This is a genomic window from Chryseobacterium culicis (assembly GCF_002979755.1).
GTDB lineage: Bacteria > Bacteroidota > Bacteroidia > Flavobacteriales > Weeksellaceae > Chryseobacterium > Chryseobacterium culicis_A.
The window spans coordinates 2397394-2421792 of the sequence record NZ_PCPP01000001.1 but is presented as its reverse complement, the minus strand read 5'-3'; the positions used below and the strand labels follow the sequence as shown (position 1 = coordinate 2421792).

At 35.4% G+C, this 24399-nt stretch carries 22 protein-coding genes and 1 tRNA gene; 5 read left to right on the top strand and 18 right to left on the bottom strand.

Annotated elements, in window-relative coordinates:
* Positions 1–15 precede the first annotated feature (15 nt).
* Positions 16–1587: an LIC_10190 family membrane protein gene (locus CQ022_RS11040; protein ID WP_228421530.1), complete on the bottom strand. Its 1572-nt coding sequence runs from the start codon at positions 1585–1587 to the stop codon at positions 16–18.
* A 119-nt stretch (positions 1588–1706) separates the two neighbouring features.
* Positions 1707–2261 (bottom strand): YMGG-like glycine zipper-containing protein, encoded by a 555-nt coding sequence (locus CQ022_RS11035; RefSeq protein ID WP_105681439.1) that lies wholly within the window; start codon positions 2259–2261, stop codon positions 1707–1709.
* A 244-nt stretch (positions 2262–2505) separates the two neighbouring features.
* Here CQ022_RS11035 and CQ022_RS11030 point away from each other — a divergent pair, with 244 nt between their 5' ends.
* Positions 2506–2946: a hypothetical protein gene (locus tag CQ022_RS11030; protein ID WP_105681438.1), complete on the top strand. Its 441-nt coding sequence runs from the start codon at positions 2506–2508 to the stop codon at positions 2944–2946.
* Positions 2947–3420: 474 nt separating this feature from the next.
* On the opposite strand, the gene CQ022_RS11020 is transcribed toward CQ022_RS11030, so the two are convergent.
* The 9 genes from CQ022_RS11020 to thrA form a co-directional block, all read right to left on the bottom strand.
* On the bottom strand, positions 3421–4254 hold the full coding sequence (locus tag CQ022_RS11020; protein ID WP_105681436.1) for a glycosyltransferase family 2 protein: 834 nt from the start codon (positions 4252–4254) through the stop codon (positions 3421–3423).
* A gap of 1054 nt (positions 4255–5308) precedes the next feature.
* A complete protein-coding gene (locus CQ022_RS23340; RefSeq protein ID WP_105681434.1) occupies positions 5309–5752 on the bottom strand; it encodes a CPBP family intramembrane glutamic endopeptidase in 444 nt (147 codons plus the stop codon).
* Between the two features lie 92 nt (positions 5753–5844).
* Positions 5845–5915, bottom strand: a tRNA-Cys gene (locus tag CQ022_RS11005).
* 58 nt (positions 5916–5973) lie between these two features.
* Positions 5974–6471, bottom strand: a complete 498-nt coding sequence (locus tag CQ022_RS11000) for an RDD family protein (protein ID WP_105681433.1) — start codon at positions 6469–6471, stop codon at positions 5974–5976.
* Positions 6472–6506: 35 nt separating this feature from the next.
* On the bottom strand, positions 6507–7871 hold the full coding sequence (locus CQ022_RS10995; protein WP_105681432.1) for a DUF4403 family protein: 1365 nt from the start codon (positions 7869–7871) through the stop codon (positions 6507–6509).
* Positions 7872–7906: 35 nt separating this feature from the next.
* A complete protein-coding gene (gene folB / locus CQ022_RS10990; RefSeq protein WP_105681431.1) occupies positions 7907–8275 on the bottom strand; it encodes a dihydroneopterin aldolase in 369 nt (122 codons plus the stop codon).
* 4 nt (positions 8276–8279) lie between these two features.
* Positions 8280–9584 (bottom strand): threonine synthase, encoded by a 1305-nt coding sequence (gene thrC, locus CQ022_RS10985; protein ID WP_105681430.1) that lies wholly within the window; start codon positions 9582–9584, stop codon positions 8280–8282.
* Between the two features lie 15 nt (positions 9585–9599).
* Positions 9600–10526, bottom strand: coding sequence for a homoserine kinase (locus CQ022_RS10980; RefSeq protein WP_105681429.1), 927 nt, complete (start codon positions 10524–10526; stop codon positions 9600–9602).
* A gap of 10 nt (positions 10527–10536) precedes the next feature.
* Positions 10537–12984: a bifunctional aspartate kinase/homoserine dehydrogenase I gene (thrA, locus tag CQ022_RS10975; RefSeq protein WP_105681428.1), complete on the bottom strand. Its 2448-nt coding sequence runs from the start codon at positions 12982–12984 to the stop codon at positions 10537–10539.
* Positions 12985–13317: 333 nt separating this feature from the next.
* Here thrA and CQ022_RS10970 point away from each other — a divergent pair, with 333 nt between their 5' ends.
* The 3 genes from CQ022_RS10970 to CQ022_RS10960 all read left to right on the top strand — a co-directional run bounded on the left by CQ022_RS10970 (position 13318) and on the right by CQ022_RS10960 (position 14016).
* Positions 13318–13515, top strand: a complete 198-nt coding sequence (locus CQ022_RS10970) for a bacteriocin-like protein (RefSeq protein ID WP_123864421.1) — start codon at positions 13318–13320, stop codon at positions 13513–13515.
* Positions 13516–13580: 65 nt separating this feature from the next.
* Positions 13581–13790 (top strand): bacteriocin-like protein, encoded by a 210-nt coding sequence (locus CQ022_RS10965; protein WP_105681426.1) that lies wholly within the window; start codon positions 13581–13583, stop codon positions 13788–13790.
* A 16-nt stretch (positions 13791–13806) separates the two neighbouring features.
* A complete protein-coding gene (locus CQ022_RS10960; protein ID WP_105681425.1) occupies positions 13807–14016 on the top strand; it encodes a hypothetical protein in 210 nt (69 codons plus the stop codon).
* Positions 14017–14053: 37 nt separating this feature from the next.
* Here the strand turns inward: CQ022_RS10960 and CQ022_RS23335 are convergent, their stop codons facing one another.
* The 4 genes from CQ022_RS23335 to CQ022_RS10945 all read right to left on the bottom strand — a co-directional run bounded on the left by CQ022_RS23335 (position 14054) and on the right by CQ022_RS10945 (position 16907).
* Positions 14054–14215, bottom strand: a complete 162-nt coding sequence (locus tag CQ022_RS23335; RefSeq protein WP_410492622.1) for a bacteriocin-like protein — start codon at positions 14213–14215, stop codon at positions 14054–14056.
* A 52-nt stretch (positions 14216–14267) separates the two neighbouring features.
* On the bottom strand, positions 14268–15287 hold the full coding sequence (nadA, locus tag CQ022_RS10955) for a quinolinate synthase NadA (RefSeq protein WP_105681424.1): 1020 nt from the start codon (positions 15285–15287) through the stop codon (positions 14268–14270).
* Between the two features lie 109 nt (positions 15288–15396).
* Entirely contained in the window at positions 15397–15963 is a 567-nt protein-coding gene (gene gmk / locus CQ022_RS10950; RefSeq protein ID WP_105681423.1) for a guanylate kinase, read from the bottom strand.
* A gap of 86 nt (positions 15964–16049) precedes the next feature.
* Positions 16050–16907 carry a YicC family protein gene (locus CQ022_RS10945; RefSeq protein ID WP_105681422.1) on the bottom strand — a complete coding sequence of 286 codons (858 nt, stop codon included), beginning with the start codon at positions 16905–16907 and terminating at the stop codon, positions 16050–16052.
* 296 nt (positions 16908–17203) lie between these two features.
* Between CQ022_RS10945 and miaA the strand changes: the two genes are divergently transcribed.
* Positions 17204–18121, top strand: coding sequence for a tRNA (adenosine(37)-N6)-dimethylallyltransferase MiaA (gene miaA / locus CQ022_RS10940; protein ID WP_105681421.1), 918 nt, complete (start codon positions 17204–17206; stop codon positions 18119–18121).
* 231 nt (positions 18122–18352) lie between these two features.
* On the opposite strand, the gene CQ022_RS10935 is transcribed toward miaA, so the two are convergent.
* From CQ022_RS10935 to CQ022_RS10925, 3 genes are all read right to left on the bottom strand, one after another.
* The gene (locus CQ022_RS10935; RefSeq protein ID WP_105681420.1) at positions 18353–19765 is read right to left on the bottom strand and encodes an efflux transporter outer membrane subunit; all 1413 of its coding nucleotides are present in this window, start codon (positions 19763–19765) and stop codon (positions 18353–18355) included.
* Between the two features lie 169 nt (positions 19766–19934).
* Positions 19935–23117: an efflux RND transporter permease subunit gene (locus tag CQ022_RS10930; protein WP_105681419.1), complete on the bottom strand. Its 3183-nt coding sequence runs from the start codon at positions 23115–23117 to the stop codon at positions 19935–19937.
* Positions 23118–23157: 40 nt separating this feature from the next.
* A complete protein-coding gene (locus CQ022_RS10925; protein WP_105681418.1) occupies positions 23158–24318 on the bottom strand; it encodes an efflux RND transporter periplasmic adaptor subunit in 1161 nt (386 codons plus the stop codon).
* Positions 24319–24399: the final 81 nt, after the last annotated feature.

Below are 24399 nucleotides of genomic sequence, written 5' to 3'. Positions count from 1 at the left end.
GTTTCTGGATTTGTTCTATTTATCAGTGTTTTTGATATTATTGATAACCTTTTGGGCTTCCTTTTTTTCTTCTGACGTCATTTTTTTCCAGATAAATCCTTTTTTGATATCATTTTTGTCCAAAAGCTGTGGAAAAATATCTGCTTTCACGTCATCAACAATATAGAAAGGAGTCACAGCCGGAATTGGAGTCTCAAAACTATAAGGATAATTATGGGAAACATTAAATTGAAGATTTCCTACTTTAAATGTGTCAAACTGCTGATATTCATAGGTTGAAGGTTTGAGAATCTGCTCTTTTTTTAATCCGTTCATAAAACTCCCCACCCGAAAACTTGGAATATATTTTTGAATAACTCTCGGAAAAGACAATATTGAAATGAAAAATAGGCTGAGAGCAGAAAAAACAACAATGGATTTTTTTTTGTCAAAATATTCATGAAACATTACAAAGAATATCACGAAAAAAACATCGATAAAAAATCTGTATTGAGCTGAAAAAGCAAGAATTAATATGCTTTTTATTAATAATGAAATGCAGATCAGCGTGATGAGTTTTTTCTTTTTTATCCAGGCAAATACAGAAAAAATGATTAAGCTCAGCACAAACAGAATATTAATTTTGGATTTGATTCCTACAAGAGAAAACCAATTCCTAATATAATCAGCCGTTGAAAATTTTTGAATTTCCTCATAGGTGTACTGCATGTCATAGGTCTTCATGACTGCAAATTGTGAAGAAGTTTTTAAAACTTCCGGATTGGGTTTCCAGGATAGTCCCAGATCTCCTATTGCTATAGGAAAAACAGGATATCCGAATGTCCAGATATTTTTAACGAAAAATAAAAAGAGAATTGCCACTCCCAAAAGAAGTTGTTTAAAGTTACTTTTAAAAATAAAAAGAGAGACTAAGAAAACCAGGATAGGCAGCCATATCATGGTAGGTTTTATAGCAAAAACAAAAATTGAAAAGGCAAAAAGGATAATGGTATTCTTATTTCCGGCAATAAGTTCATTTAAAATAATCAATGAGAAAACTATAACCGGAAGGTCAGGGCTTGGAGATTGTGAAAACAGCAGTAATACCGGAAGGAAACAAAGATGTATCCAGTTTTTTCTTTCAATAATATAAAATGTATAGATAATCAGGAGAACCGTGTTGATCCTTAAAAACGGATCGGAAAAATTTGAAAATCCAGCCTGAAAAATATGCCAGAGAGACATTTGCCCTAAGGTGAGGTCTACATTGGAAATCCCCTTTATCAGCCCATATTCGGTAAGCCATTTCAATGTGGGAATATAATATCCGAAATGATCTAATATATAAGGGTAAAAGGAACCAGCAAAGATAATCGTCAGAGAAATGACACTTAATACTGTAAAATCTTTTTTTGAAAATTGATGAAATTCCTGGTAGAGTTTATTTTTAAAGAAAAAGAATAGTCCCAATAGGATGGAAGGTACTTCTACATTAATATTTAATGGTGTAAAAAAGGAAACAATTGTCCATATCAGACTTATTCCAAGGATCCCTGATAAGATTTTTCCTGTGATTCCCTGAAATAAAATTCCCCATATATTTTCCATGATTTTTCCCCAACCCATCAGGACGGGAATGATGAAAATAGAAGAAAACAGAATCAATACCATAAAAAAAGATTGCTTAAAAGTAAGCAATCTTTATATTCTATCATTAAAAATATTTATTAACGAGGTTGTACCCTTCCGTCTTTTCTATCCTGTGATCTACCAATGGTATATCCTGTAGCACCTCCTACAACACCACCAATTACCGCTCCCAGTCCTCTGTTTTTCTTAGCGATAAGGGCTCCGGCAGCAGCTCCACCTACAGTACCAATAACTGTTCCTTTCGCAGCTTTACTCCATCCTTTTTTCTGAGTAGTTCCCTGGGAAGTACCACTTCCATTGTTGGCATAACTTCCGTTGCTGCTTCCTCCAGAATTGGAATTGGAGCTTCTGTCTCTATATACTGTTCGTGTTTCTCTGATCACCTGTGGTTTTGAATTATTTTCAGCAGTAGCTTTTGCTTTTTTACTTTCTGATATACTATCTGCTTTTTTCTGAGCTTCATATACCAGCTTTTCTTTCTCAATAGCCAGTTTTTGCTTTTCTATTTCAAGTTGTCTGGCCTGAAATTCAAGTTTCTGTACTTCCAGTGATTTTTCAGCAACGCTGTCATCTTTCTTGCAGGCTGTCATTAAAAAAACAGACAAAAAACCTGCTAATACTATCTTTCTCATAATTCAAATTTTAATAAGATAAAGCCAAAACGACTTTAATTTTAGTTTTATTTTCAATTATGAAGCCAAATTTTAGTTAACGAGTGTTAAAATTGAGAATGAAAAAGGGAAATAATTTTGATTGATGATAGATTTTATATTATTAATGCGGGGTTTAAGGTGTATTTGTAAATTTTAATTCATTGATAGTTTTTATTAAATTCATATAAGTTGAGTATTTTTGAATACCAAATTACTTTTTAATATGAAAAAATCAATCTTTACAGTATCAGCATTTATTGGACTGCTGACTGTCACAACATCGTTTGCCTCTAAGGAAATAACAGAGACCCATAAAGGCTGTTCAGAAATAACTGATAAAACCCCAACAACTCAGACTTATAAGATTCGTTATGGTCTTCTTTCAAAAAATGGAACAAAAATTCTTTCGGGAAATTATGATGTAGGAAGTTTTCTTGCTGAAAATATGGCTACAGGAGAAGTGTATGATACTTATTATGGTGGTGGATTTCAGTCTGTTCCCCAGTATTATGAGGGACTTCCTGCAGGAACCTATACCTTTTCTGCAATGCAGGGCCAGGGAGGCTGGGTAGGATACGGAACGGTAGTTGCCACTGTTTCTGATGCACAGGTGGATTCTGAGGGGTATATTACAGTATATATTCCGATCATTTGGGAGGAATAAGCCTTGTGAGCAAACAAATATTTAGCTAAATTTACCCATTCCAGTGTTGAAGATTTTTAATAATTAAAATAATTATACATAGTTTTTTGTTTGGTTTAATTGATTTTACATTAAATGTGAATCGTCTAAACATTTTAATAATGTAAATTATATTTTGATTTATCTTCAGGGTGCAGTTTGATTCTTATAGAAAGTATTCATTCTTCTGTTCCGATATTGTATTATATTTTTCTGCTTAGAAAATGTAATGTAATGGTCATGCTGAATGATTCCACAATATTCTGTTTGGATTTTTCTAAATAGATTTTTTTCATCATTTGTGTTTTTTAGGCCTCCGCAAGGAGGCCGTTTCTTTTTTGATGGTTTTATGATTTTGCGCATAGAATACTTGTTCAAAAACCTATACTTTTATGAGAAACATTTTCATTCCATATTTTATTAAAAAAGCTACTCACTTTGAGTAGCTTTTTTTGTTTATATATTATCTAAAGTAACTTTTATTTTGCTGATCAGACGGTGCATTTTGTTGGTCTGGTAATTCAGAAGTTCAAAAATTTCATTTGAACTGGTGAAAATTTCGGGAACCACTTTATGATTAATTGTTTTGATTCCCCGTCTTTTCATGGTATCATGGATCACTCTTGCAAATGATTCTTTTGCACTTTGTTTTGCTTTATCTTGAGAAATTCCATTGGAGTGAAGCCTGTAGAGATACAAAGGTTCCTTGAGGTATTTTACTTCTCCCTGTTCCAGTATTTTCAGATAAAGATCCTGATCTACTGCATTCTTCAGGGTTGCATTAATTCCTGCAGTTCTTAAATAAACTTTTCTTTTAAAGATAAAAAGATGGGCAAACTGAATGGGACAGTTGAAAAAATATCGATTGTTATAAATCTGCTTCGTACCCGCATATACTTTTTCCGGAACTAGATTTTCATTACAGATCATCATTTGAGAATATACGGCGGCCAGATCATCTCTGTTCATAAATTCCAGCGCTACTTTTTCTAATGCTTCCGGATAAAGAGCATCATCCGGATCCAGATAAGCACATAAATCACCCTGAGCATATTTCATACATTTGGCCTTGGTAGATCCACAGCCTTCATTAACTGAATGATGATAAAGTTTAAAACGGGAATCATCTTTTATCAGAGACTGTATGATTTCAACCGAATTATCTGTAGAGGCATCATCAATAATAATCGCTTCCCAGTTTTCATAGGTTTGATTGATTAATGAATCATAGCACTCCTTGAAATAATTTCCATTATTATAGTTGGCTATAAGTATAGAGAAATTTATCACGTCACTTTGAATTAATGAGGCAAAATTATAAAATAATATATGTGAAAAACATAACCTCAATCATTATACATCTAGTTTTTTTTTCTTATATTCTGCCAATTGTAAGGGCAAAATATTTTTTAGATGCATTGGTCAAAATAGAAGCAATGCGTTATTTACCTGGAATTATGACAAAAATAAACGTAAAGGGTTTTTATTATTGTCTTTTTTTGAGAAATAAAGCTGACAGTCCGAAAATCCTGTATTTAAAAGAAATAATAATTTTATGATTATACTCATAAAATAAAAAAAAAGACTGGTATATCTTTGACTAAGAATTAAAAGATAAAATAATTTTTATCTCTGATATAAAATTTTTTTTCATCATTTGTGTTTTTTGAGGCCTCCATTTCTGGGGGCTTTTTATATATGAAAGAAATTGCTGTTATCATCCTGTAAATTCTAAATGATATTTTTCCTTTAGTGTCATGAAATTTTTTATTAAAAATTTTTTTGTGCCATAATGGTTTTAAATGTTAATAGATGGATGCAATTACAGAACAAAGTGTGTCAATTTGTTAGTGAATTTTCATTTTTGTGGCTGATCAGTATTTTAAAAAAAATTTATGTCCTGAATGTAAATTTTATTTTATTAAAATATAAATTATTTTTTTTTTAATACTTTTGCCGGAGCGTTAGATTTATCTGAACTTATTATAGATAATTATGAAGTGCTTTTTAAAGTATCATTAAAATCGATTTAAAATGCTGAATTGGTCAAAATGGTGTCATAGAAAGAAATTAACTTTTTTTCTTAAAATTGTTATTCTTGGCACGATTTTTCAATATAGAAATGTAACTCATGTTTAATTTGAGTTTTCATGGTTATTAGTTTTTATCCTCGGAATTTCCGGGGATTTTTTTATTCCCATATGACGCTGCTCATAAAAGTATGTTGGATTAATCCTCTATTTTTGAACGAGATAATTTTCTATCCATCATTACTTTTTTACATTATTTATCAAGCTCTTCTTTGAATGGGAAGGGCTTTTTTATATCATTAAAAATGGAACAATCACATTATGAATAAGAAACCATAAAGATTAAATAGCAAGTGGAAGAGTGCTGTTAGAAAAAAACTGTATTTATGGGTGTGCTGATGGTAATAAACATAAAGATTATTTAAAATAATACCTCCAAAAAATGTCATAACAATATATAACCCATTATAATAATGCATGGATGCGAAAATAATACTCATCATGATTATACAAATTGCTTTATTATTGATTTTTATCCATTTGCTTAAAATCAAATAGGGGAGATACTGAAATAAAAAAGTTTCCAGAAAAGGCGCGATGAATATGGCAATAAAGTTGAGTTCATCTTTCGAAATATTGATGGGGGTATTCTGATGTACGTCAAAATGAAAATAGACATCATTTATGTAATTTAAAAAATATCCATTCAACAATGCAAATACAAATGAAATGATGAAGAAGATTATGTTTTTTTTCATGAGTAATAGGATTGATAAAAAAGAGAATGGGATATAAAAAATAATGAGACAAAAAACAAAAAAACCTCTAAATAACTTAGAGGTTTTTTCTGAGGTACCTAGCGGATTCGAACCGCTGTAGATGGTGTTGCAGACCACTGCCTAGCCGCTCGGCCAAAGTACCATTTTTACCATTTTTGAGGTGTGCAAATATAGCGAAATTTCTTTATGAACAAAAGTTTTTAAGCAAATTCTTTCTTTCCAAGGTCTTCTATTTCGCTTTTTGCTTGAATTTCAGCGTAATAATTTTTAACATTAATTACTCTCGTATCACTCCAGCTGTCATGCCATCCGTTTACACCCAGAAATGAAAGCCCATCGAAAGGAACAATTCTGGAAAGACTTCTGTACATCATTTGCTGGGTAGTAGGTTTTGTGCCATCTGTACTGATTACTTTGGTTCCTGTAATATATTTTGCAACGGTTCTACCTCCTAAATAGTTTTCCATCAAAAAATAATAAAGGCAATAATTGAAATTTCCAATCAGGAGCTGCCATACTATATTTCCATTACTATATAAGTAGAAAAACTCAATTGAAGTGGCCTCATAAATAAGGTTAGAAACCGTAGAGAGGAAATAATTAATAACAGATAGCATTATAAAATCGAGAAAATAATTGGCAAGCCTAATCCCTGACGAGGCTTTATTGTATTCAACAATATTTAGAATTCTTTTCATGGTTCGGTTATTAGTTTTTTAGTTTTATTTAGGTTTTAGAATCCGTTTACCAATAATTTTAGTGAAGCATTGGTATCAATAACGGCTGTGATACCTGTATTGCTGAGTAGTATTTTACTGGGCTTCAGGTTGAATACTTTTCCGTTCATTTTTAACCCTTTATAGTATTCTTTATTGAAGGCCTCTTCGATACTTTTTCTTGAGGTTTCTTCCAGTTCCTGGGTGGGAATTCCATACTCCTCTTCAATCATTTTTACAATTTTTCCCTGGAATAGGAGTGAAGCCGTTTTTTGCAGGATATTGGTTGTTTTCAGTTTAAATTTCGTTTCTGATAAAACAATTTTTCTTTTTGTTTCATCGTATATCGGAATTCCTGAAATAATGGAAGTTCCTTTGATATAGCCATCGGTTTGAGCTTCAATGACCACTCTGTTATCAACCCCATAGACTCTGATATCCGTTATTTTTACTTTAGAATCACGTACATCAAATTCTTTATTCAGAAAGGTTTTTCTTGCCATATTACTTGCTTCTGTAAATGGAATATTGGCCGTAGTCTGCAAAATGAATTTGTCTGCAACAGTAGGAGTAGTGTTAAAATTGGCAACACTGGTCACTGGTGAAGAAGCTGTAGGTTTATTTCCTGTAAAAGTTTCAGAAAATATATCAACACCAAGGGTTGCATTGATCTGGTTTCCATAAAACTTTAAAGGGGTAATATTAACTCCTACAGGGCTTACTTTAAGCCAGGTATTATATTCTTCTGAAATATTAAAGGGCTGCAGAAAAGTATTCCATGCCATTAAAGCATATTGCTGGAAATTTAGTTGTGTTGCCATTTGCTGATCTATCGTTTTACAGAATTTTTCCTGTTGTTCCTTTAGACTTTTTTCAACAATAGAGGTAATAGGAATCTGGATTCTTCCATAATCCAGTACCGGCTTGGTTACCCATCTGAAACCATTAGGCTGGGTATTCGTAATAATGGTCCAGTTATTTTTAAAAGTAACGGTTGTATTGAAAGACATTACTGTTTCAAAAGTGGTATTCTGATACGTATATACTCCCAAAGTACCGATCCCTTTTTCTGCCCATATTTTTAAAGGAACTTCAATCAGAAGGTTCTGACTGGTTCCTCCTACAAGACGGATAGGTCTTGTTTTCCATACTTTCACTTTAAATTGGTCATTGTTATTATCAGTATAGGAATCATCCTGATAAACCAGATCTTTCACAGAAGCATTGATCATATTGCTCAGTTCCGAAAGAGGAATCGTCACAGGCATTGTAATACTGGACTTTATCTTTGGAAAAGTGTATGCTGCCAGCTGATTTTCAACACCCGTCTGACCGAAAGCACTGATCCCTGCAGCTAAAAATAATATTTTAACGAATTTCAATTTGTATGTTTTTTAATGAAACGAAAATAAGCAATTTAATTTTCCGGCTTAAAGCTCTTTTCAAGCTCTATGCTTGCACCTTTCATTTCTCCCTGCATTGGTGGAGCTGTTTTGGTGATTTTTAATTTAATATAATCAACCTGTGGAAAGCTGTCATGAATTTTTGTGATGATTCTTCCTGCTACATGTTCCAGTAATTTGGATTTTATTTTCATTTCCTGGTGGAGAATATCGTTGATATCTGCATAACTGATAGTGTCATGCAAATCATCAGATTCTGCTGCTTTCCACAGATCGGTATGAAGTTCTGCATTCAGAATATAGTAGGTCCCGATAATATTTTCTTCAGGAAGTACACCATGGTACGCATATATTCGTACATCTTCAAGATATATTTTGCTCATTGCTTCAGATTTTATGAAGCAAAAATCGTCTTAATTCTTCAAAATCTGAATTTATTTCTACAGTTTTTTTCTCCTTTTTCATCAGCTCATTTAAAGATTCCGGAATTTCAATCTGAGTATGAATTGCTTTTTCCACAGCATCAGGGAATTTTACAGGATGTGCGGTTCCCAGAATACATCCTTTTTGATCAGGATTTTCCTGCAGATACTGTTCCATTGCGGCAAAAGCAACAGCACTGTGAGGTTCCAGAATATATCCGTATTTCTCATAGACTTCTGTTATAGTGCTCATCGTTTTATCATCATCAATAGAATAAGCTGATATTTTATTTTTTAAAGTTTCAAACTGATGCCCGAAAAGTTCAATGATTCTTACAAAATTGCTTGGATTTCCAACATCCATAGCATTGGATAAGGTAGCAACTGCTTTTTGTGGCAGGTAATTCTGAGTGATAAAATAATCAGGAACTACGTGATTGGCATTACAGGCAGCAATAAAATGACTGGCAGGCAGCCCTCTTAAATGAGCAAGCAGTCCGGCGCAGATATTTCCAAAATTACCACTTGGAACACAGATGACCGGTTGTTCCTTATGATGCTGAATCCATTGTTTCAATGCTATTAAATAATAAATCTGTTGAGGAAGCCATCTTGCAACGTTGATAGAATTGGCAGAGGTCAGAAATAATTGACTGTTGATTTCTTCATCTGAAAAAGCTTGTTTTACAAGATTTTGACAGTCATCAAAGCTGCCATCTACTTCTAATGCTGAAATATTCTCTCCTAATGCAGTCAATTGCTTTTCCTGAACCGGACTTACCCTGTTTTTAGGATAGAGAATTACTACATTGATTTGTGGAATTTTATAAAATCCATGAGCAACAGCACCGCCGGTATCTCCTGAAGTAGCTACAAGAACGGTAACTTTTTTCTGCTGGTCTTTAAGAAAATAAGACAGACAACGGCTCATGAATCTTGCTCCCACATCTTTAAATGCAAGAGTAGGCCCATGAAACAATTCCAGTATAGATATCTGTTCATTGATTTTTACCAAAGGAATATCAAAACTGACGGTTTCTGCAACAATCTCCTTTAATACTTCTGAAGGAATTTCATCGCCCACAAAATCTCTCATGCATTGATAAGCAATTTCTTCATTGGAATACTGATGAAGGTTTTTAATAAATTCTTCAGTAAACTGAGGTATGGTTTCAGGGAAAAACAATCCTTTTTCTTTTCCCTGACCTTTTATTGTTGCTCCTCTGAAGTCAATGTTTTCCAGATGGTCTTTTAAATTATAATATTTCATTTCTGTTTTTTGTAATTAAACTTCTTCAACGATTTGTATGCCTGACGGATTTATTTTTGAAACGTATACAAAGCTTTCTATTTCAATTTCAGTATAGACTGATTTCATCATCTCGGCAATTTTTTCTGCAGTTTCTTTTTGTTCAGACAACATAAAAATGGATGGCCCTGAACCTGAAATTCCACCTCCCAATGCGCCTAATTGCAGACTTTTTGCTTTGATTTCGTCAAATTTCGGAATCAGAATACTGCGGATAGGTTCTATGATAACATCATTAAGACTCCGGCCAATCAAAGGGAAATCATTTTTCTGAATTCCTGCTACAAGCCCTGCAATATTTCCCCATTGTTCAACAGCACTTTTTAATGTGATATTTTTCTTTAAAATCTGTCTTGCATCTGAAGTTTTAACTTCCACTTGCGGATGTACAGCGGTTACAAATAAATCAGGGCTGTTCAGGGAAACAATATCTATAGGATGAGTTGATTTTACCAGCGTTATTCCACCATAGATGCATGGAGCGATATTATCCGCATGGCGTACTCCTGAAGCCAGCTCCTCTCCAAACATGGCAAAATAAATCATTTCCTCTTTTGAAAGTTTGTTTCCTAATAATACATTGGCTCCGAAGGCGGCTCCGGCGGCACTTGCCGCACTGGAGCCGAGCCCGCTTCCAGGCTTTATATGTTTACGGATAATGACTTCAAAACCGTTTTTCAGATTAAAATATTCCTGAATTTTTAACAGGACAATACCCGCGACATTTCCGGAAGGCTCTTCAGGAAGTCCGAAGGCATCAATATGTTTTATAATAATTTCAGGGGTTTCCAATAATCTGAATTCCATTTCATCATAAGGATCATGGACGGCCATTCCTAAAATATCAAATCCGCAAACCAGATTGGCAACAGTAGCGGGTACTTTTAATTTTATTTTTTTCATAAATATATTTTTAAATAGAGCGGATAATATCTGCAAAAACTCCACTTGCTGTCACATCAGCTCCGGCACCAGCTCCTTTTACCACTAAAGGTTGTTCGGAATATCTGAGGGTTTTAAAAATGACAATATTGTCTTTGCCATAAAGGTGAAACAGATCACTATCCGGAGCAATATGCTGTAACCCGACTTTTGCTTTTCCATCTTCAAATTTTGCAACGTATTTTAATATTTTGCCTTTGTCTTTTGCTTTGTTTAGCAAGTTTTTAAAATGTTCTTCATGCGCTGTAAGTTTTTCGTAAAAACTGTCAACGCTTCCCTGCATACATTCTTCAGGTAGAAAACCTGTGTTTTCAATGGCATCAAACTGAAGCGGATATCCTGCCTCTCTTGCCAGAATTAAAATTTTTCTTGCTACATCTGTTCCGGACAGGTCAAGCCTTGGATCCGGCTCTGTGTAGCCTTCTTTCTGAGCCTGTGCTACTACTTCAGAAAATGTTCTGCTGCCATCATATTCATTAAATACAAAATTCAATGTTCCACTCAATACAGCCTGAATAGATTGGATTTGGTCTCCACTTTTGATGAGGTCATTGATTGTTCCTATTACCGGAAGCCCTGCTCCTACATTGGTTTCAAAATAAAAATTACAGTTATGATTTCTTGCTGTATCTTTTAACGTTTTATATTTTTTATAATCTGAAGAGGCCGCAATTTTATTACAAGCCACAATATTTACACTTCTTTTTAATAAGCTTTCATACACTTCAGGAATGTCTGAACTTGCGGTAACATCAACGAAAACAGAATTTCTAAGGTTTCTGCGGATAATTTCATTAGCAAAATCCCTCGGAGAGGCTTTTTCACCTTGCTGGCTCCAGATAAGATAATTTTCCTTTGACATTCCCTGATCTGAAAATATCATATGACGACTGTTGGAAATTCCTGCAATTCTCAGATTAATTAAAAAATTTTCTTTTAAATAATCATTTTGGTCATAGATCTGTTGAATCAGCTTAGATCCTACATTCCCTGTACCACAGATATAAAGATGGATCTGTTTTATTTCAGACTCAAAAAATTCTTCATGAAGGACGTTCACTGCTTTTTTACTGTCTTTTTCTGAAATAACAATGCTGATATTTCTTTCTGAAGACCCCTGAGCAATAGCTCTTATATTGATTCCGTTATTTCCGAGGCATCCGAACATTTTTGCACTCACACCACTTCTGCTTTTCATACTTTCTCCTACCAGAGCGACAATGGAAAGCCCTGTTTCAATATTTACCGCATAGACTCTTTTCAGGTTGATATCATCGGCAAAAGAAGAATTGATTGCATGTTCGGCACGTAACGCTTCTTTTTCTTCAATAGCAATAGTGATAGAATGTTCTGAAGATCCTTGTGTAATAAGAATTACATTAATTTTTTCATGGCTTAAACATTGGAAAAGTTTTGAAGAAATACCAGGAATTCCTACCATACCGCTTCCTTCCAATGTAAGCAGGGCAATACTGTTCATATTGGAAATACCTACGGCAATCTGTTTTTCATCTTCTGAAGATTTCAGTTGATGAGAGATTAAAGTTCCCTGTGCATCCGGATCAAAAGTATTTTTGATCATCAGATTTATATTTTTTACCATCACAGGCTGAATGGAAGGTGGATAAAGCACTTTTGCCCCGAAATGAGACAGTTCCATTGCTTCATGGTAAGAGATTTCTGAAATAGGTTTAGCATTGGAAGCAAGACGAGGATCGGCAGTCATCATTCCACTTACATCTGTCCAGATCTGAAGTTCTTCTGCATCAATGGCAGCCGCAATTATAGAAGCGGTATAATCTGAACCTCCTCTTCCTAATGTTGTTGCATTATTTTTTTCGTCATGAGCTATAAAACCAGGACCTACAAGGATGTTATTCTGATTTTCATTCAGAAAATTGAGGATATTTTTTTCAGTACATTCGAAATCTACTTTTGCATGGGTGAAATTACTGTCTGTTTTGATCAGCTCTGCAGCATTCATCCACATGCAGTCTAACTTTTCTTGCTGAAGCCTGGCAGCAATGACTTTTGAGGACAAAAATTCTCCGTAAGAAGCAATTTTATCTTTTATTCTGTCGGTAAGCTCACCAAGTACAGCAATCCCGTTGCAGAGGTCTTCGATATCATTAAAATGTTTTTTTACAAAGCTTAACCATGAGCTTTGTTCTGCAATAGGAAAAAGTTCTTTAACCAGATTGATATGTTTTTCCTCAAGGTTCTTGACAATCTGAATATAATTTTCATCTTTTACGGAAGCATATTCTGCGGCTTTGATCAGTTGGTCTGTAACACCTTGAAGGGCTGATACAATAACAACAATTTTGCTTTTTAAAGACTCTCTTTTAATGATTTTTTCTACCAGTAAGATATTCAGAGAATGGGCGACTGATGTTCCGCCGAATTTTAAAACTTTCATCAATTATTTTTTTGAAGTTGGGTAAATACAAGTGATTACTCTTTAAAAAAAGAGTACGGGTACCGGAAATAATATGTGAAAATCTACCCCGTTATGGGGTAATTGTTGTAGTTGTGAATGTAGAAACAGAAGATATGCCTGAAATAGGTGATTTCAGGGCAGAAATATCAGATATGTTTCTTAATAAATTCATTGTAACAGGACAAATGTACAAATTATTTTGAAACAGCCAAGTTTTTAACATAATAAAATATATTTCCTTTTTATGAGATATATTTGGTGTAATTGATTAAAAATGTTACATTTAGAATGTTAAATAATAACGAAATAACCATGAAAAATTTAAAGAAATTAAATCGCCAACATCTGAAATCAATGAATGGAGGAGACGTGAATAACTGTTTTGAAAACTGCCCTGCCGGACCTTACGGACCTGGTCAACCAAGATCATGTGCTGATTACCATGCTTTACCGGAATGTTGTAAAGGAAGAGTTCTTGTGAGCTTTGAATGTTTTGATCCTCATTTATAAAAATAGGTTGAAATCAGATTCAGGAAAATAATCTACTTAAAAATCAAAATTTAATTAAAACTACTATGAAAAATTTAAAGAAATTAAACAGAAAAGAACTTGAAAAATTAAATGGAGCAGCAGGTCCGTCAAGATGTGCAGGATGCCCGCAACATGCTACTTTCGGAGATGGTCCTGAATATCAGTACCCATGTTCTGCTTATCAGGGACTTCCGGATTATTGCAAGATGTGTGTTCTGGTAAGTATGGAATGTGTGGACGGAGGAGTTTCTTAAAAGATAATTTGGCTTTATGAAAAATTTAAAGAAACTGAACAGAAGAGATTTGGAACAGATGAAGGGTGCTGGTGTATCAAGATGTGATGGCTGTCCTACTCATCTGGTTTTTGGACCAGGTTCATCCAGTGATCCTTCGTGTGAGGCATATTGGACATTATCTGAGAATTGCAGAATGTGCGTAGTTGTAAGTGCAGATTGTTTTGTTGCAATTACTGCAGACTAAAATATAAAAGCACTGTGAAAACAGTGCTTTATTTTTTTTAACAGTTATCTGGAATGTACATTCCTCTTGGTACGCAGATTAATTCTCCATTGCATCCTAAACCACAGGTTTCATGTATTTCGCAGTTTAAGCTACAAGTATAACTGCCTCCGTTTACATTTTTAAGACTTCTTCTGTCTAATTTTTTTAGATTTTTCATATTTATTATTAGTTTGAATGCTAAATATAATAAATATTGAATAACAAAAAAATTATTTTATGCTTTTCGAAAGATCGAGCATTGCTTCAATAGGTTTCAATGCCTTTAATCTTAATTCTTCGTCGATAAGAATCTCCGGAAGTTCATACTTCATACATAAATACAATTTTTCCATTGTATTGCGTTTCATGTAAAAACATTCTGAGCAGTTACAGCTTTCATCAAAAACCAATGCAGGAATCAGTTCCTTATGAGGAGCACGTTTTCTCATTTCGTGAAGAATCCCTTCTTCTGTAGCAATGATGAATTTCTGACAGTCATCTTGTTCTACATAGTTCAGCAGGGCAGAAGTGGAACCAATAAAGTGAGCCAGCTTCAAAACAGCTTCTTCACTTTCAGGATGTGCAATGAGTTTAGCATCCGGATTGTCTGCTAACTGTTGAGCAATTCTTTCCATTGAAAATGCTTCGTGTACTACACAGCTTCCGTCCCAAAGGATCATATCACGTCCCGTTTTCTTAGATAAATATCTTCCAAGGTTTTTATCCGGTGCAAAGATGATGGGTCTGTCTTTCGGAAGAGCTTCAATTACTGTTTCGGCATTTGAACTTGTTACAATGATGTCACTTTCAGCTTTAGTTTCTGCGTTACAATTGATGTAAGTGGCAATTAAAGCATTCGGGTGCTGTTCACGCATTTTTCTTAATCCTTCTCCGGAACAACCGTCTGCCAGAGAGCATCCGGCCATGGTATCAGGAAGAACTACTTTTTTAGTTGGGTTCAGGATTTTAGCGGCTTCTGCCATGAAATGTACTCCGCAGAATACAATCATATTAGCATTCGTATCTTTTGCCTGTCTTGCAAGCTGTAGAGAATCACCCAGGAAATCAGCAATATCCTGAATTTCTCCAGGCTGGTAATAATGGGCAAGAATAACAGCATTCTTTTCCTCTTTAAGTTTAAGAATGGCTTTTACCAGTTCTTCTCCCTGAGGAATAGCAATATCTTTTATATCCAGAAATCCTCTGACAGGAATTGCAGATTTAGCTTTTTCTAATGTTTCGGTACTCATATCAACCTCAATTTTTTCTTTATAGAAGTTAGAGATTAGATAGTAGAAGTTAGTGTAAAATGAGGATGATTTTCCTGAAATTAAAAAACTAACTTCTAATATCTAGCTTCTAGTTTCTTTCTATAAAACTTTTTATTAAACTTTCTATTTCTTTTTTAGCTGCATCAAGATCTTCATTGATCACGATCTTGTCAAACTCGCTGGCGTAGGTCATTTCTTCTTCGGCCTTGGCAACGCGGGTTTTGATGGTTTCTGCATCATCTGTATTTCTGGAGATCAATCTTCGTTCCAATTCTTCAATGGAAGGGGGTTCTATAAAAATAGACAGTGCTTTTTCACCAAAATATTTTTTTAGAGAGATGCCTCCTTTTACATCTACATCAAAAATAACAACTTTTCCCTGATTCCAGATTTTTTCTACTTCAGATTTTAAAGTACCGTAATATTTATCAGTGTATACTTCTTCATACTCTACAAAAGCTTCTTCAGAAATTTTCTGTCTGAATTCATCAGGTGTCAGAAAATGATAATCCACTGCATGAATTTCACTTCCTCTTGGCTGTCTTGTAGTACATGAGATTGAAAATGCCAATTCGGGAAATGTTTCCAGTGAATGCTTTACCAATGTAGTTTTTCCGCTCCCAGATGGTGCTGAAAATATAATTACTTTATCCATTTTTTACAATTTCGGGTTACGGGTTTCGAGTTGGGGAGTCCATTGTTAGGAATGACAATCACGCATCTCGTAACTCGCATCTATCATTACAATACGTTTAACGTTTGTTCTTTAATTTTTTCCAGGTCATCTTTCATCATTACTACCAGTTTCTGGATTTCTGCATGATTGGCTTTAGAACCTAATGTATTGATTTCTCTTCCGATTTCCTGAGAAATAAAGCCCAGTTTTTTTCCATTGAAAGACTCATTATCCATTACTTCTTTATAATATTTTAAGTGTTGGGTAAGTCTTACCTTTTCTTCAGAAATATCAAGTTTTTCAGTAAAATAAGCCATTTCCTGATAGAAACGTGTTTCATCAACATTTTCAAATTCTTTTAAAGATTTCTGATAACGCTCTTTTACGCTTACAATTCTTTCTTCTTCAAAAGGAATTACTTCTCCAAGATATTTGTCGATATTCTGGATATTCCTGTTCAATTCTTCATGTAAAATGCTGCCCTCAGTTTTTCTGAATTCTTCGAATTTGTTAATAGCATTATTAACAATCTTAGCCAAAGCTTCCCATTCACCATCGGTCAGTTCATCTGGTCTTGATGTAATGGCATCAGGAAGTCTCACTGCCATTTTAAGGTATTCGAAATCTGGACCGTCAGAAGCTATATTTTTAAGTTCTTTGATATAAGAGTCAATTAAGTTTTTATTAATTTTTACATCATTGGACTCTTCAAGATTCTCAATATTAACGTAGCAGTCTACTTTTCCACGGATAATTCTATCGTTAAGAATTTTTCTGATTTCAAATTCTTTTTCTTTATAACGTAAAGGAATTTTGATATTCAAATCAAAGCTCTTGCTGTTCAGAGATTTAATATCTATTGTAATTTTTTTTCCTTCAAAAACATCTTCGGCTCTACCGAATCCGGTCATTGATAAAATCATAGTTTTTTATTGTTCTACAAAGATAATCATTTAAGTCTATAATGTGATACAATGAAATTTCAACATAGACTATCTGATTATTCAATGTTGAATTTATTTTGAACCATGAAGATTTTAATGAAGACGTTAAGAATATTAAGATGAGCTTTGCTTTTAGCATAATACTTAAGAAAAATCTCTTGGATTTTTTTCTTAATTAAACTTAACAACTTAAATATTCTTAATGGTTCAAAATAACAGCAGCTTTCTTTTGCATAATAAAAATTCAAATGAATGCGTTTTCGTAAATTAGCGCCGTGAAAAAGAAAAATTTAATTTCTGTAGTAGGACCCACCGGAATTGGTAAAACGAGATTGGCAATTGATTTGGCTCAGCATTTCAATACGGAGATTATTTCATGTGATTCCCGCCAGTTTTTTAAAGAAATGAAAATAGGAACTGCGGCACCTTCTGAAGAAGAACTGGCGGGTGCACCTCATCATTTTATCGGAAATCTTTCGGTGGAAGAATATTATTCTATCGGGCAGTACGAAGAAGATGCGCTTCAAAAACTTAATGAACTTTTTACCACTCATGACACCGTTATTCTTGTCGGTGGAAGTATGATGTATGAAAAAGCAGTAATAGAAGGCTTACATGATCTTCCGGAAGCGAACGCTGAAAACCAGGAGAAACTTCAGGCTATTATGGAGCAGGAGGGGATAGAAAAGCTTCAGGATATTTTAAAAGAACTGGATCCAGAATATTTCAATGTGGTAGATATTCACAATCACCGCAGGCTGTTGAGAGCTATTGATATTATCTGGCAAACGGATAAAAAATATTCTGAACATATTTCGGTTTCCCAGAATGGCAGAGATTTCAATGTGATCCGTATCGGAATTGAGGCTCCAAGAGAAGAATTGTACGACAGAATCAATCGCAGAGTAGATTTGATGATGGAAAATGGCTTGCTGGATGAGGTAAAAGGTCTTGAAAAATTCAAAGAACTGACAGCTTTAAATACGGTAGGATATGCTGAACTTTTCAAATATTTTGATGGAGAGTGGGATCTTGATTTTGCGGTTTCAGAAATTAAAAAGAACAGCCGAAGATATGCGAAACGTCAGCTGACGTGGTACAGAAAGGCGGATGATATTCATTATTTACAATTGGGATATTCTGAAAAGGATTTTGGAGATTTGTTGAAATGGATTGGAGAGCAGTTTCAATGATAAATTTTACCTGAATCATTTTAAACCATGAAGAAGCTATTAAGGTGTTAAGAATATTAAGAAAGCTTCGCCTTATGAAGTATTTTTAAAAATCTATTTGATTTTTCTTAATTAAACTTAACAACTTAAATATTCTTAATGGTTTAATGATCATTTATTTCATCAATAAAATCGTAAAAAAAATGCGGCTCTGAAAAGAACCGCATCTTAAAACAAATATAATTTAATTTACTACTTCCAACCGCCACCTAGCGCTCTGTATAGATCTACAATGTTGCTTAATCTCTGTCTTTTAATGGAAGCCAGATTCAACTCTGCCTGTAGGGAATTTCCCTGTGCTGTAATCACTTCCAGGTAATTGGCTGAACCTCCTTTGTAAAGAAGTTGTGCACTTTTAATTCCGTCTTTCAGTGTAGTGGTCTGCTCAGCGGCTTTTTGTTCCTGAATTTTTAAGTTTTCATTGGAAACCAAAGCATCTGAAATTTCACCTACTGCATTCAGTACCGATTGGCGGAATGCCAGAACATTTCTTTCTCTTTGAATTTTTGCTACTTCCAGATCTGTTTTTAATTGTCTTTTCTGGAAAATAGGCTGGGTAATTCCTCCTAAAACTGATCCGAATAACGAAGCCGGAATCTGGAACCAGTTATCAAATTTGAATGAATTCACACCTCCGTTAGCGGTAATTTTCAATGCCGGATACATATTAGCCTGGGCAATACCTACCATTGCATTGGATTCTAATAGAACCAATTCCTGCTGACGTACATCCGGTCTGCGGCTTACCATAGCTGCCGGAAGTCCTGCTGTGATGTTTTGAGGTAAAGAAGTATCAGACATTTCAATGGTTCTGTTTACTTTATTGGGTAGTTCTCCTGTCAGAATACTTAATGCATTTTCCTGAATGGCAATATTCTGCTCCAGTTGGGCAATCAAAAGTTCTGTTGCCTGTTTCTGTGCGGCTGCCTGCTGAACTCCTAAAGAAGTGTTATCACCACTTTCCCACATTTTTTGTGTGATCAATAGGGTGTTGCTGCTCAGTTCCAGATTGGATTTTGCAATAGCCAATTGTCTGTCAAGCATTAACAAATTATAATATCCTTGTGCAATAGCTGCTACTACCTGAGTCTGAACTGCTTTTGAACCCTCATAAGTCTGAAGGTACTGCATTCTTGAAACTTCCTGCTGGTTTTTGATTTTTCCCCAGATGTCTGCTTCCCATGAAAGGTTGAAGGCTGCATTATAATCTTCAACATGGCTTGAACCTAAAAATAAATTTAAGCTTTGTCCGTTCATACTGTTTTTGGAAGGTCTTGAAATCTGTCCGCTTACTCCGAAACCTACATCCGGATATTGCATATATTTTGCCTGTTTCAGTTTTTCCTGTGAAGCAGCTACCTGCTTTAGGGCAATCTGAAGGTCATAATTATTTTTAATTCCTTTTTCAATCAATCCCTGCAAAATAGGATCACTGAAGAACTGTTTCCACTCCAGATTGGCTATACTGGCGGTGTCTGCAGTTGCGGTGTACTGGAACTTTTCCGGAAGAGGAAGCTCAGGCTCCGTGTATGCCAGTTTAGACACACACGAAACAGAGCCGATGGCCAGCACAAAAGTTAGAATAATATTTTTTACTCGTTTCATAGTTTTTAAACTTTTAATTGAATCCAAAACTTAGAGAGGTTTCTGTAGAGGCAAAAATTGTCTTTAGTAGGAGAAAATAATTAGCTTTTTTAACCATTAAGATCAGGCAGGTAAATAGGTAAACCTATGATCTTAAAATTTTCTCTAAGTTTTTGTAATTCATTTTTTATTAGTGTGTAGCAGCTAAAAGTTCTTCCTCCATTTGTTTTTTCAGAAGTCTTTTCTTTTTTCTGCTTGGCATTTTTTCATGCAGATACTGGAATATTACATACATCACCGGAATGATAAAAATCCCGAATATTACTCCTGTAAGCATTCCACCTACTGTACTATAACCGATAGAGTGGTTTCCTTTTGAAGATGCACCTTGCGTCCATACTAGTGGAAGCATTCCCACGATGAAGGCAAAAGAGGTCATTAAGATCGGTCTTAAACGTAATCTTGATGCCTGAAGGGCAGATTCAATTAATGTTTTCCCTGCTTTTCTTCTCTGTACAGCGAACTCTACAATCAGGATGGCATTTTTCGCCAATAGTCCTACGAGCATGATCAATCCTACCTGAACATAGATATTGTTATCAATTCCGGCTAATCCTGTGAAGGCAAATACTCCGAAAATCCCTGTAGGAATCGTAAGAATAATAGCAAACGGAAGAATATAACTTTCATATTGTGCTGCCAGTAAGAAGTAAACAAACAGAATACTTAAGAAGAAAATAAAGGCAGTCTGTCCGCTTGTTTTAATTTCCTCACGGGTAATCCCTGTCCATTCATATCCATATCCTCTTGGAAGTGATTGCTGAGCAACTTCTTCTACCGCTTTAATGGCATCTCCGGTACTGTAACCAGGTTTTGGAGTTCCGTTAATTGTTACTGCGTTGAAAAGGTTATTTCTTGTTACCGTTTCAGGACCGAAAGATCTTTTTAACGTAACTAGTGTTTTTGCTGGCACCATTTCTCCTGATTTATTTTTTACATAAATTCCTTCCAGTGAATTAACATCTGTACGGTAAGGAATATCTGCCTGCGCCATTACTCTGTAATATTTTCCGAATCTGTTGAAATCCGATACAAAGCTACTACCGAAATAAATCTGCATCGTTTGCATCAGTTCTGTTACAGAAACACCCAGCTGGTTGGCTTTATCAGTATCCACATCAATGGTATACTGAGGGTTTCCTGCGGCATAAGTGGTAAAAGCAAATGCAATTTCCGGTCTTTTCATCAGTTCCCCAATGAATTGTTGAGTGGTTGTACCCAATTGTTCAAAAGAACCGTTCGTTTTATCCTGAAGCATGAATTCAAATCCGGAAACGTTACCGAAACCTTGTACAGTAGGGAAGTTGAAGAAAAATGCGTTGGCATCTTTTACCTGACTCACCTTACCTGTCAATGTTGCTGCAATCTGATCTGGATCTTTCATCTCGCCACGCTTGTCATAATCTTTAAGCTTGATGAAACCTGCAGAATATGGAGAAGCGTTAGCATTACTGATGAAGTTCATCCCATCTGCTACCCAAAGGTGGTTGGTTGCTTTTTCCCCGTTGATAATTTTATCAATTTGTGCGGTCGCTCTGTGTGTTCTTTCCAGTGAACTTCCCGGAGGAGTATTCACTGCATACAATACGAATCCCTGGTCTTCAGTAGGAATAAATCCTGACGGTGCTTTTTTGATTAAAAATACACTTGCAGCTGTAATGACAACAAGGCCTCCTATCGCAACCCATTTATTTTTAATTAAAAATTTAAGGCTGTAGATGTATTTTCTCGTCATGCTGTTGAAGCTGGCATTAAAAGCATTGAAGAATCTTGCTCCAAAACCTTTTTTATGACCATGCTCACCGTGTTCTCCCTGAGGATCATTTAAGAACATCGCACATAATGCTGGACTCAATGTTAATGCATTCACTGCTGAAATTAAAATTGCAATCGCTAATGTGAAGGCAAACTGTCTGTAGAAAACTCCTGCAGGTCCCTGCATGAAACCAACCGGAATAAACACGGCACACATTACCAGTGTAATGGAAATAATGGCTCCTGAAATTTCACTCATTGAGTGCATCGTTGCATGTTCTACAGGCATTCCTGTCTGTTCCATTTTAGAATGGACGGCTTCTACCACCACAATGGCGTCATCCACTACAATACCAATGGCGAGTACCAATGCAAATAAGGTAAGCATGTTGATACTGAAACCAAATAACTGAAGGAAGAAGAATGTTCCGATAATCGCAACGGGTACGGCAATAGCTGGAATTAAAGTAGATCTGAAATCCTGAAGGAAGATAAATACTACAATAAATACCAAGACGAAAGCAATAACAAGCGTTTCTACAACCTGATGAATCGAAGCATCCAAAAAGTCTTTGGAATTATACATGATAATGGGTTTCACTCCTTTTGGAAGGGTAGTCTCCATTACTTTCACCTGCTGTTCAATTTCGGTCAGGATCTCATTGGCATTGGAACCTGCAGTTTGTAAGATGGCAAATCCGGCAACCGGTTTTCCGTCTACTCTGTTGGTCGCAGTATATGTATAAGATCCGAATTCTACTCGAGCAACATCTTTTAATCTTAAGAAAGAACCATCACTGTTCGCTTTGATCGCGATGTTTTCATAATCTTCATTCTTATTCAGTTTCCCTTTGTATTTAAGGATATATTCGTAAGTTTCCTTACTTCCCTGTCCAAGACGGCCAGGAGCCGCTTCAAGGTTATGATCTTTAATTGCTCCCAAAACTTCCTGCGGAGAAAGGTTATTAGATGCCAGACGATCCGGTTTCAGCCAGATTCTCATGGAATAATCCCTTGTACCGAATACCTGAGCCTGTGCAACTCCCGGGATACGCTGTATCTGTGGAATTACGTTGATCTTCAGGTAATTTTGAAGGAATAATTCATCATATTGCTTTTCATTTTCACTGGTCAATCCCATGAACATGATCATACTGTTCTGCACTTTCTGGGTTGAAATCCCGGCTTGTACTACTTCCTGAGGCAGCTGACTCATTGCTTTCGATACACGGTTCTGTACGTTTACCGCCGCATTATCCGCATCTGCACCCTGCTTGAAGTACACACTAAGTGTCATGGTACCGTCATTACTGGAGTTAGAAGTCATGTAGGTCATATTTTCCACACCGTTCACTGCTTCCTCAATAGGAGTAGCCACCGAACGTGCAACAACCTCAGCATTCGCTCCAGGATAGAATGCCGTTACCTGAACGCTTGGAGGAGCGATATCCGGAAAGAGGGCAATCGGTAAATTAAAGAGAGACAAAGCTCCCAATAATAAGAGTATTATGGAGATGACCGTTGAAAGGACCGGTCTTTCTATAAATTGTTTTAACATAAGAAGTTTATTTTTTTAAGTCTTCTGTATTCGGAAAGGACTATAATGGTTTTGCTTTTAACAAGCTGTCAGAAGAAATATTTTTCGGCTTAATGGAAGCACCATCTTTCAAGTTTCCAATTCCGGTGAATACGATTTTTTCTCCAGGAGAAAGTCCTTCTGAAATAAAGTAATAGCTCTCTGTTTTCCCCGCTATTTTAATAGGTCTTCCCATTACTTTTTTATCCTTATCCATAACATATACATAGGTTTTATCCTGAATTTCAAATGTGGATTCCTGAGGAATTACTACGGCATTTGAGATCAGCTGAGGCATACGCACTCTTCCTGTGTTTCCTGTTCTTAAAGTTCCGTTGGCATTAGGGAAAACGGCACGTACACTGATGGCTCCGGTAGTTTTATCAAACTGTCCGTCTACAATACTTAATCTTCCTTTTTCAGGGTAAGTACTGTTATCAGCAATGACAAGATCTACCATTGGCATGTTTTTAAGCTTTTCTTCTAAACTTGCTCCCGGATATTTATTCTGGAACGCAATGAAATCAAGTTCACTTAAAGAGAAGTAGGCATAGATCTCACTGATATCAGATAATAAGGTCAATGGATTGACATCTGTTCTGGAGATCAGACTTCCTTTTTTGTAAGGAATTCTTCCAATATAACCGCTTACAGGTGCTGTAATCGTTGTAAATCCTACATTGATTCTGGCGCTTCCTACAGAGGCTTTGGCTTGTGAAGCAGCGGCAACAGCGGCATCATAATTGGCTTTTGCTGTTTTAAGCTGTACATCAGAAACTACTTTTGCAGCAACCAGTGGCTGAAGTCTTTCTACTTCCACTCTTGCTTTTTGGATATTGGCATTCGCAGCCTGAAGATTAGCCTGAGCCATATTCATCTGTTCACCGTAGCTTCTTGAATCTATTTTAAATAATGGTTGTCCTGCTCTTACATAAGCGCCTTCTTCCACATAGATTCTATCCAGATATCCGTCTACCTGAGATCTGATTTCTACGTTGTTTTTCCCTTCCAAAGCAGTTGGGAATTCCTGATATGTAGTTGCGGGTGATGTAATAACGGTATAAACCGGAAGTTCTGGAGCTGGAGGTGCGGCATTGGTTCCTTCTGCGGCTTTTGTGCAGCTCTGTAAAAGAATTATACTTGCAATAAGTACAATAAACCTTGTTTTTCCAGGTATTTTCATTTTGGTTTAATTTTTTTTAATGAAGTGTTAGAGGTAAGTAAAGTGTTTTAATAAATGCTGTATTTTTTCCTAACAGTGTTA

What these genes read in the sequence shown, in the direction of transcription:
- CQ022_RS11040 (WP_228421530.1), bottom strand. Translation starts at nt 1,587, where the DNA reads ATGGAAAATATATGGGGAATTTTATTTCAGGGAATCACAGGAAAAATC.
- CQ022_RS11035 (WP_105681439.1), bottom strand. Translation starts at nt 2,261, where the DNA reads ATGAGAAAGATAGTATTAGCAGGTTTTTTGTCTGTTTTTTTAATGACA.
- CQ022_RS11030 (WP_105681438.1), top strand. Translation starts at nt 2,506, where the DNA reads ATGAAAAAATCAATCTTTACAGTATCAGCATTTATTGGACTGCTGACT.
- CQ022_RS23340 (WP_105681434.1), bottom strand. Translation starts at nt 5,752, where the DNA reads ATGAAAAAAAACATAATCTTCTTCATCATTTCATTTGTATTTGCATTG.
- CQ022_RS11000 (WP_105681433.1), bottom strand. Translation starts at nt 6,471, where the DNA reads ATGAAAAGAATTCTAAATATTGTTGAATACAATAAAGCCTCGTCAGGG.
- folB (WP_105681431.1), bottom strand. Translation starts at nt 8,275, where the DNA reads ATGAGCAAAATATATCTTGAAGATGTACGAATATATGCGTACCATGGT.
- thrC (WP_105681430.1), bottom strand. Translation starts at nt 9,584, where the DNA reads ATGAAATATTATAATTTAAAAGACCATCTGGAAAACATTGACTTCAGA.
- CQ022_RS10980 (WP_105681429.1), bottom strand. Translation starts at nt 10,526, where the DNA reads ATGAAAAAAATAAAATTAAAAGTACCCGCTACTGTTGCCAATCTGGTT.
- thrA (WP_105681428.1), bottom strand. Translation starts at nt 12,984, where the DNA reads ATGAAAGTTTTAAAATTCGGCGGAACATCAGTCGCCCATTCTCTGAAT.
- CQ022_RS10970 (WP_123864421.1), top strand. Translation starts at nt 13,318, where the DNA reads ATGAAAAATTTAAAGAAATTAAATCGCCAACATCTGAAATCAATGAAT.
- CQ022_RS10965 (WP_105681426.1), top strand. Translation starts at nt 13,581, where the DNA reads ATGAAAAATTTAAAGAAATTAAACAGAAAAGAACTTGAAAAATTAAAT.
- CQ022_RS10960 (WP_105681425.1), top strand. Translation starts at nt 13,807, where the DNA reads ATGAAAAATTTAAAGAAACTGAACAGAAGAGATTTGGAACAGATGAAG.
- CQ022_RS23335 (WP_410492622.1), bottom strand. Translation starts at nt 14,215, where the DNA reads ATGAAAAATCTAAAAAAATTAGACAGAAGAAGTCTTAAAAATGTAAAC.
- nadA (WP_105681424.1), bottom strand. Translation starts at nt 15,287, where the DNA reads ATGAGTACCGAAACATTAGAAAAAGCTAAATCTGCAATTCCTGTCAGA.
- gmk (WP_105681423.1), bottom strand. Translation starts at nt 15,963, where the DNA reads ATGGATAAAGTAATTATATTTTCAGCACCATCTGGGAGCGGAAAAACT.
- CQ022_RS10945 (WP_105681422.1), bottom strand. Translation starts at nt 16,907, where the DNA reads ATGATTTTATCAATGACCGGATTCGGTAGAGCCGAAGATGTTTTTGAA.
- CQ022_RS10935 (WP_105681420.1), bottom strand. Translation starts at nt 19,765, where the DNA reads ATGAAACGAGTAAAAAATATTATTCTAACTTTTGTGCTGGCCATCGGC.
- CQ022_RS10930 (WP_105681419.1), bottom strand. Translation starts at nt 23,117, where the DNA reads ATGTTAAAACAATTTATAGAAAGACCGGTCCTTTCAACGGTCATCTCC.
- CQ022_RS10925 (WP_105681418.1), bottom strand. Translation starts at nt 24,318, where the DNA reads ATGAAAATACCTGGAAAAACAAGGTTTATTGTACTTATTGCAAGTATA.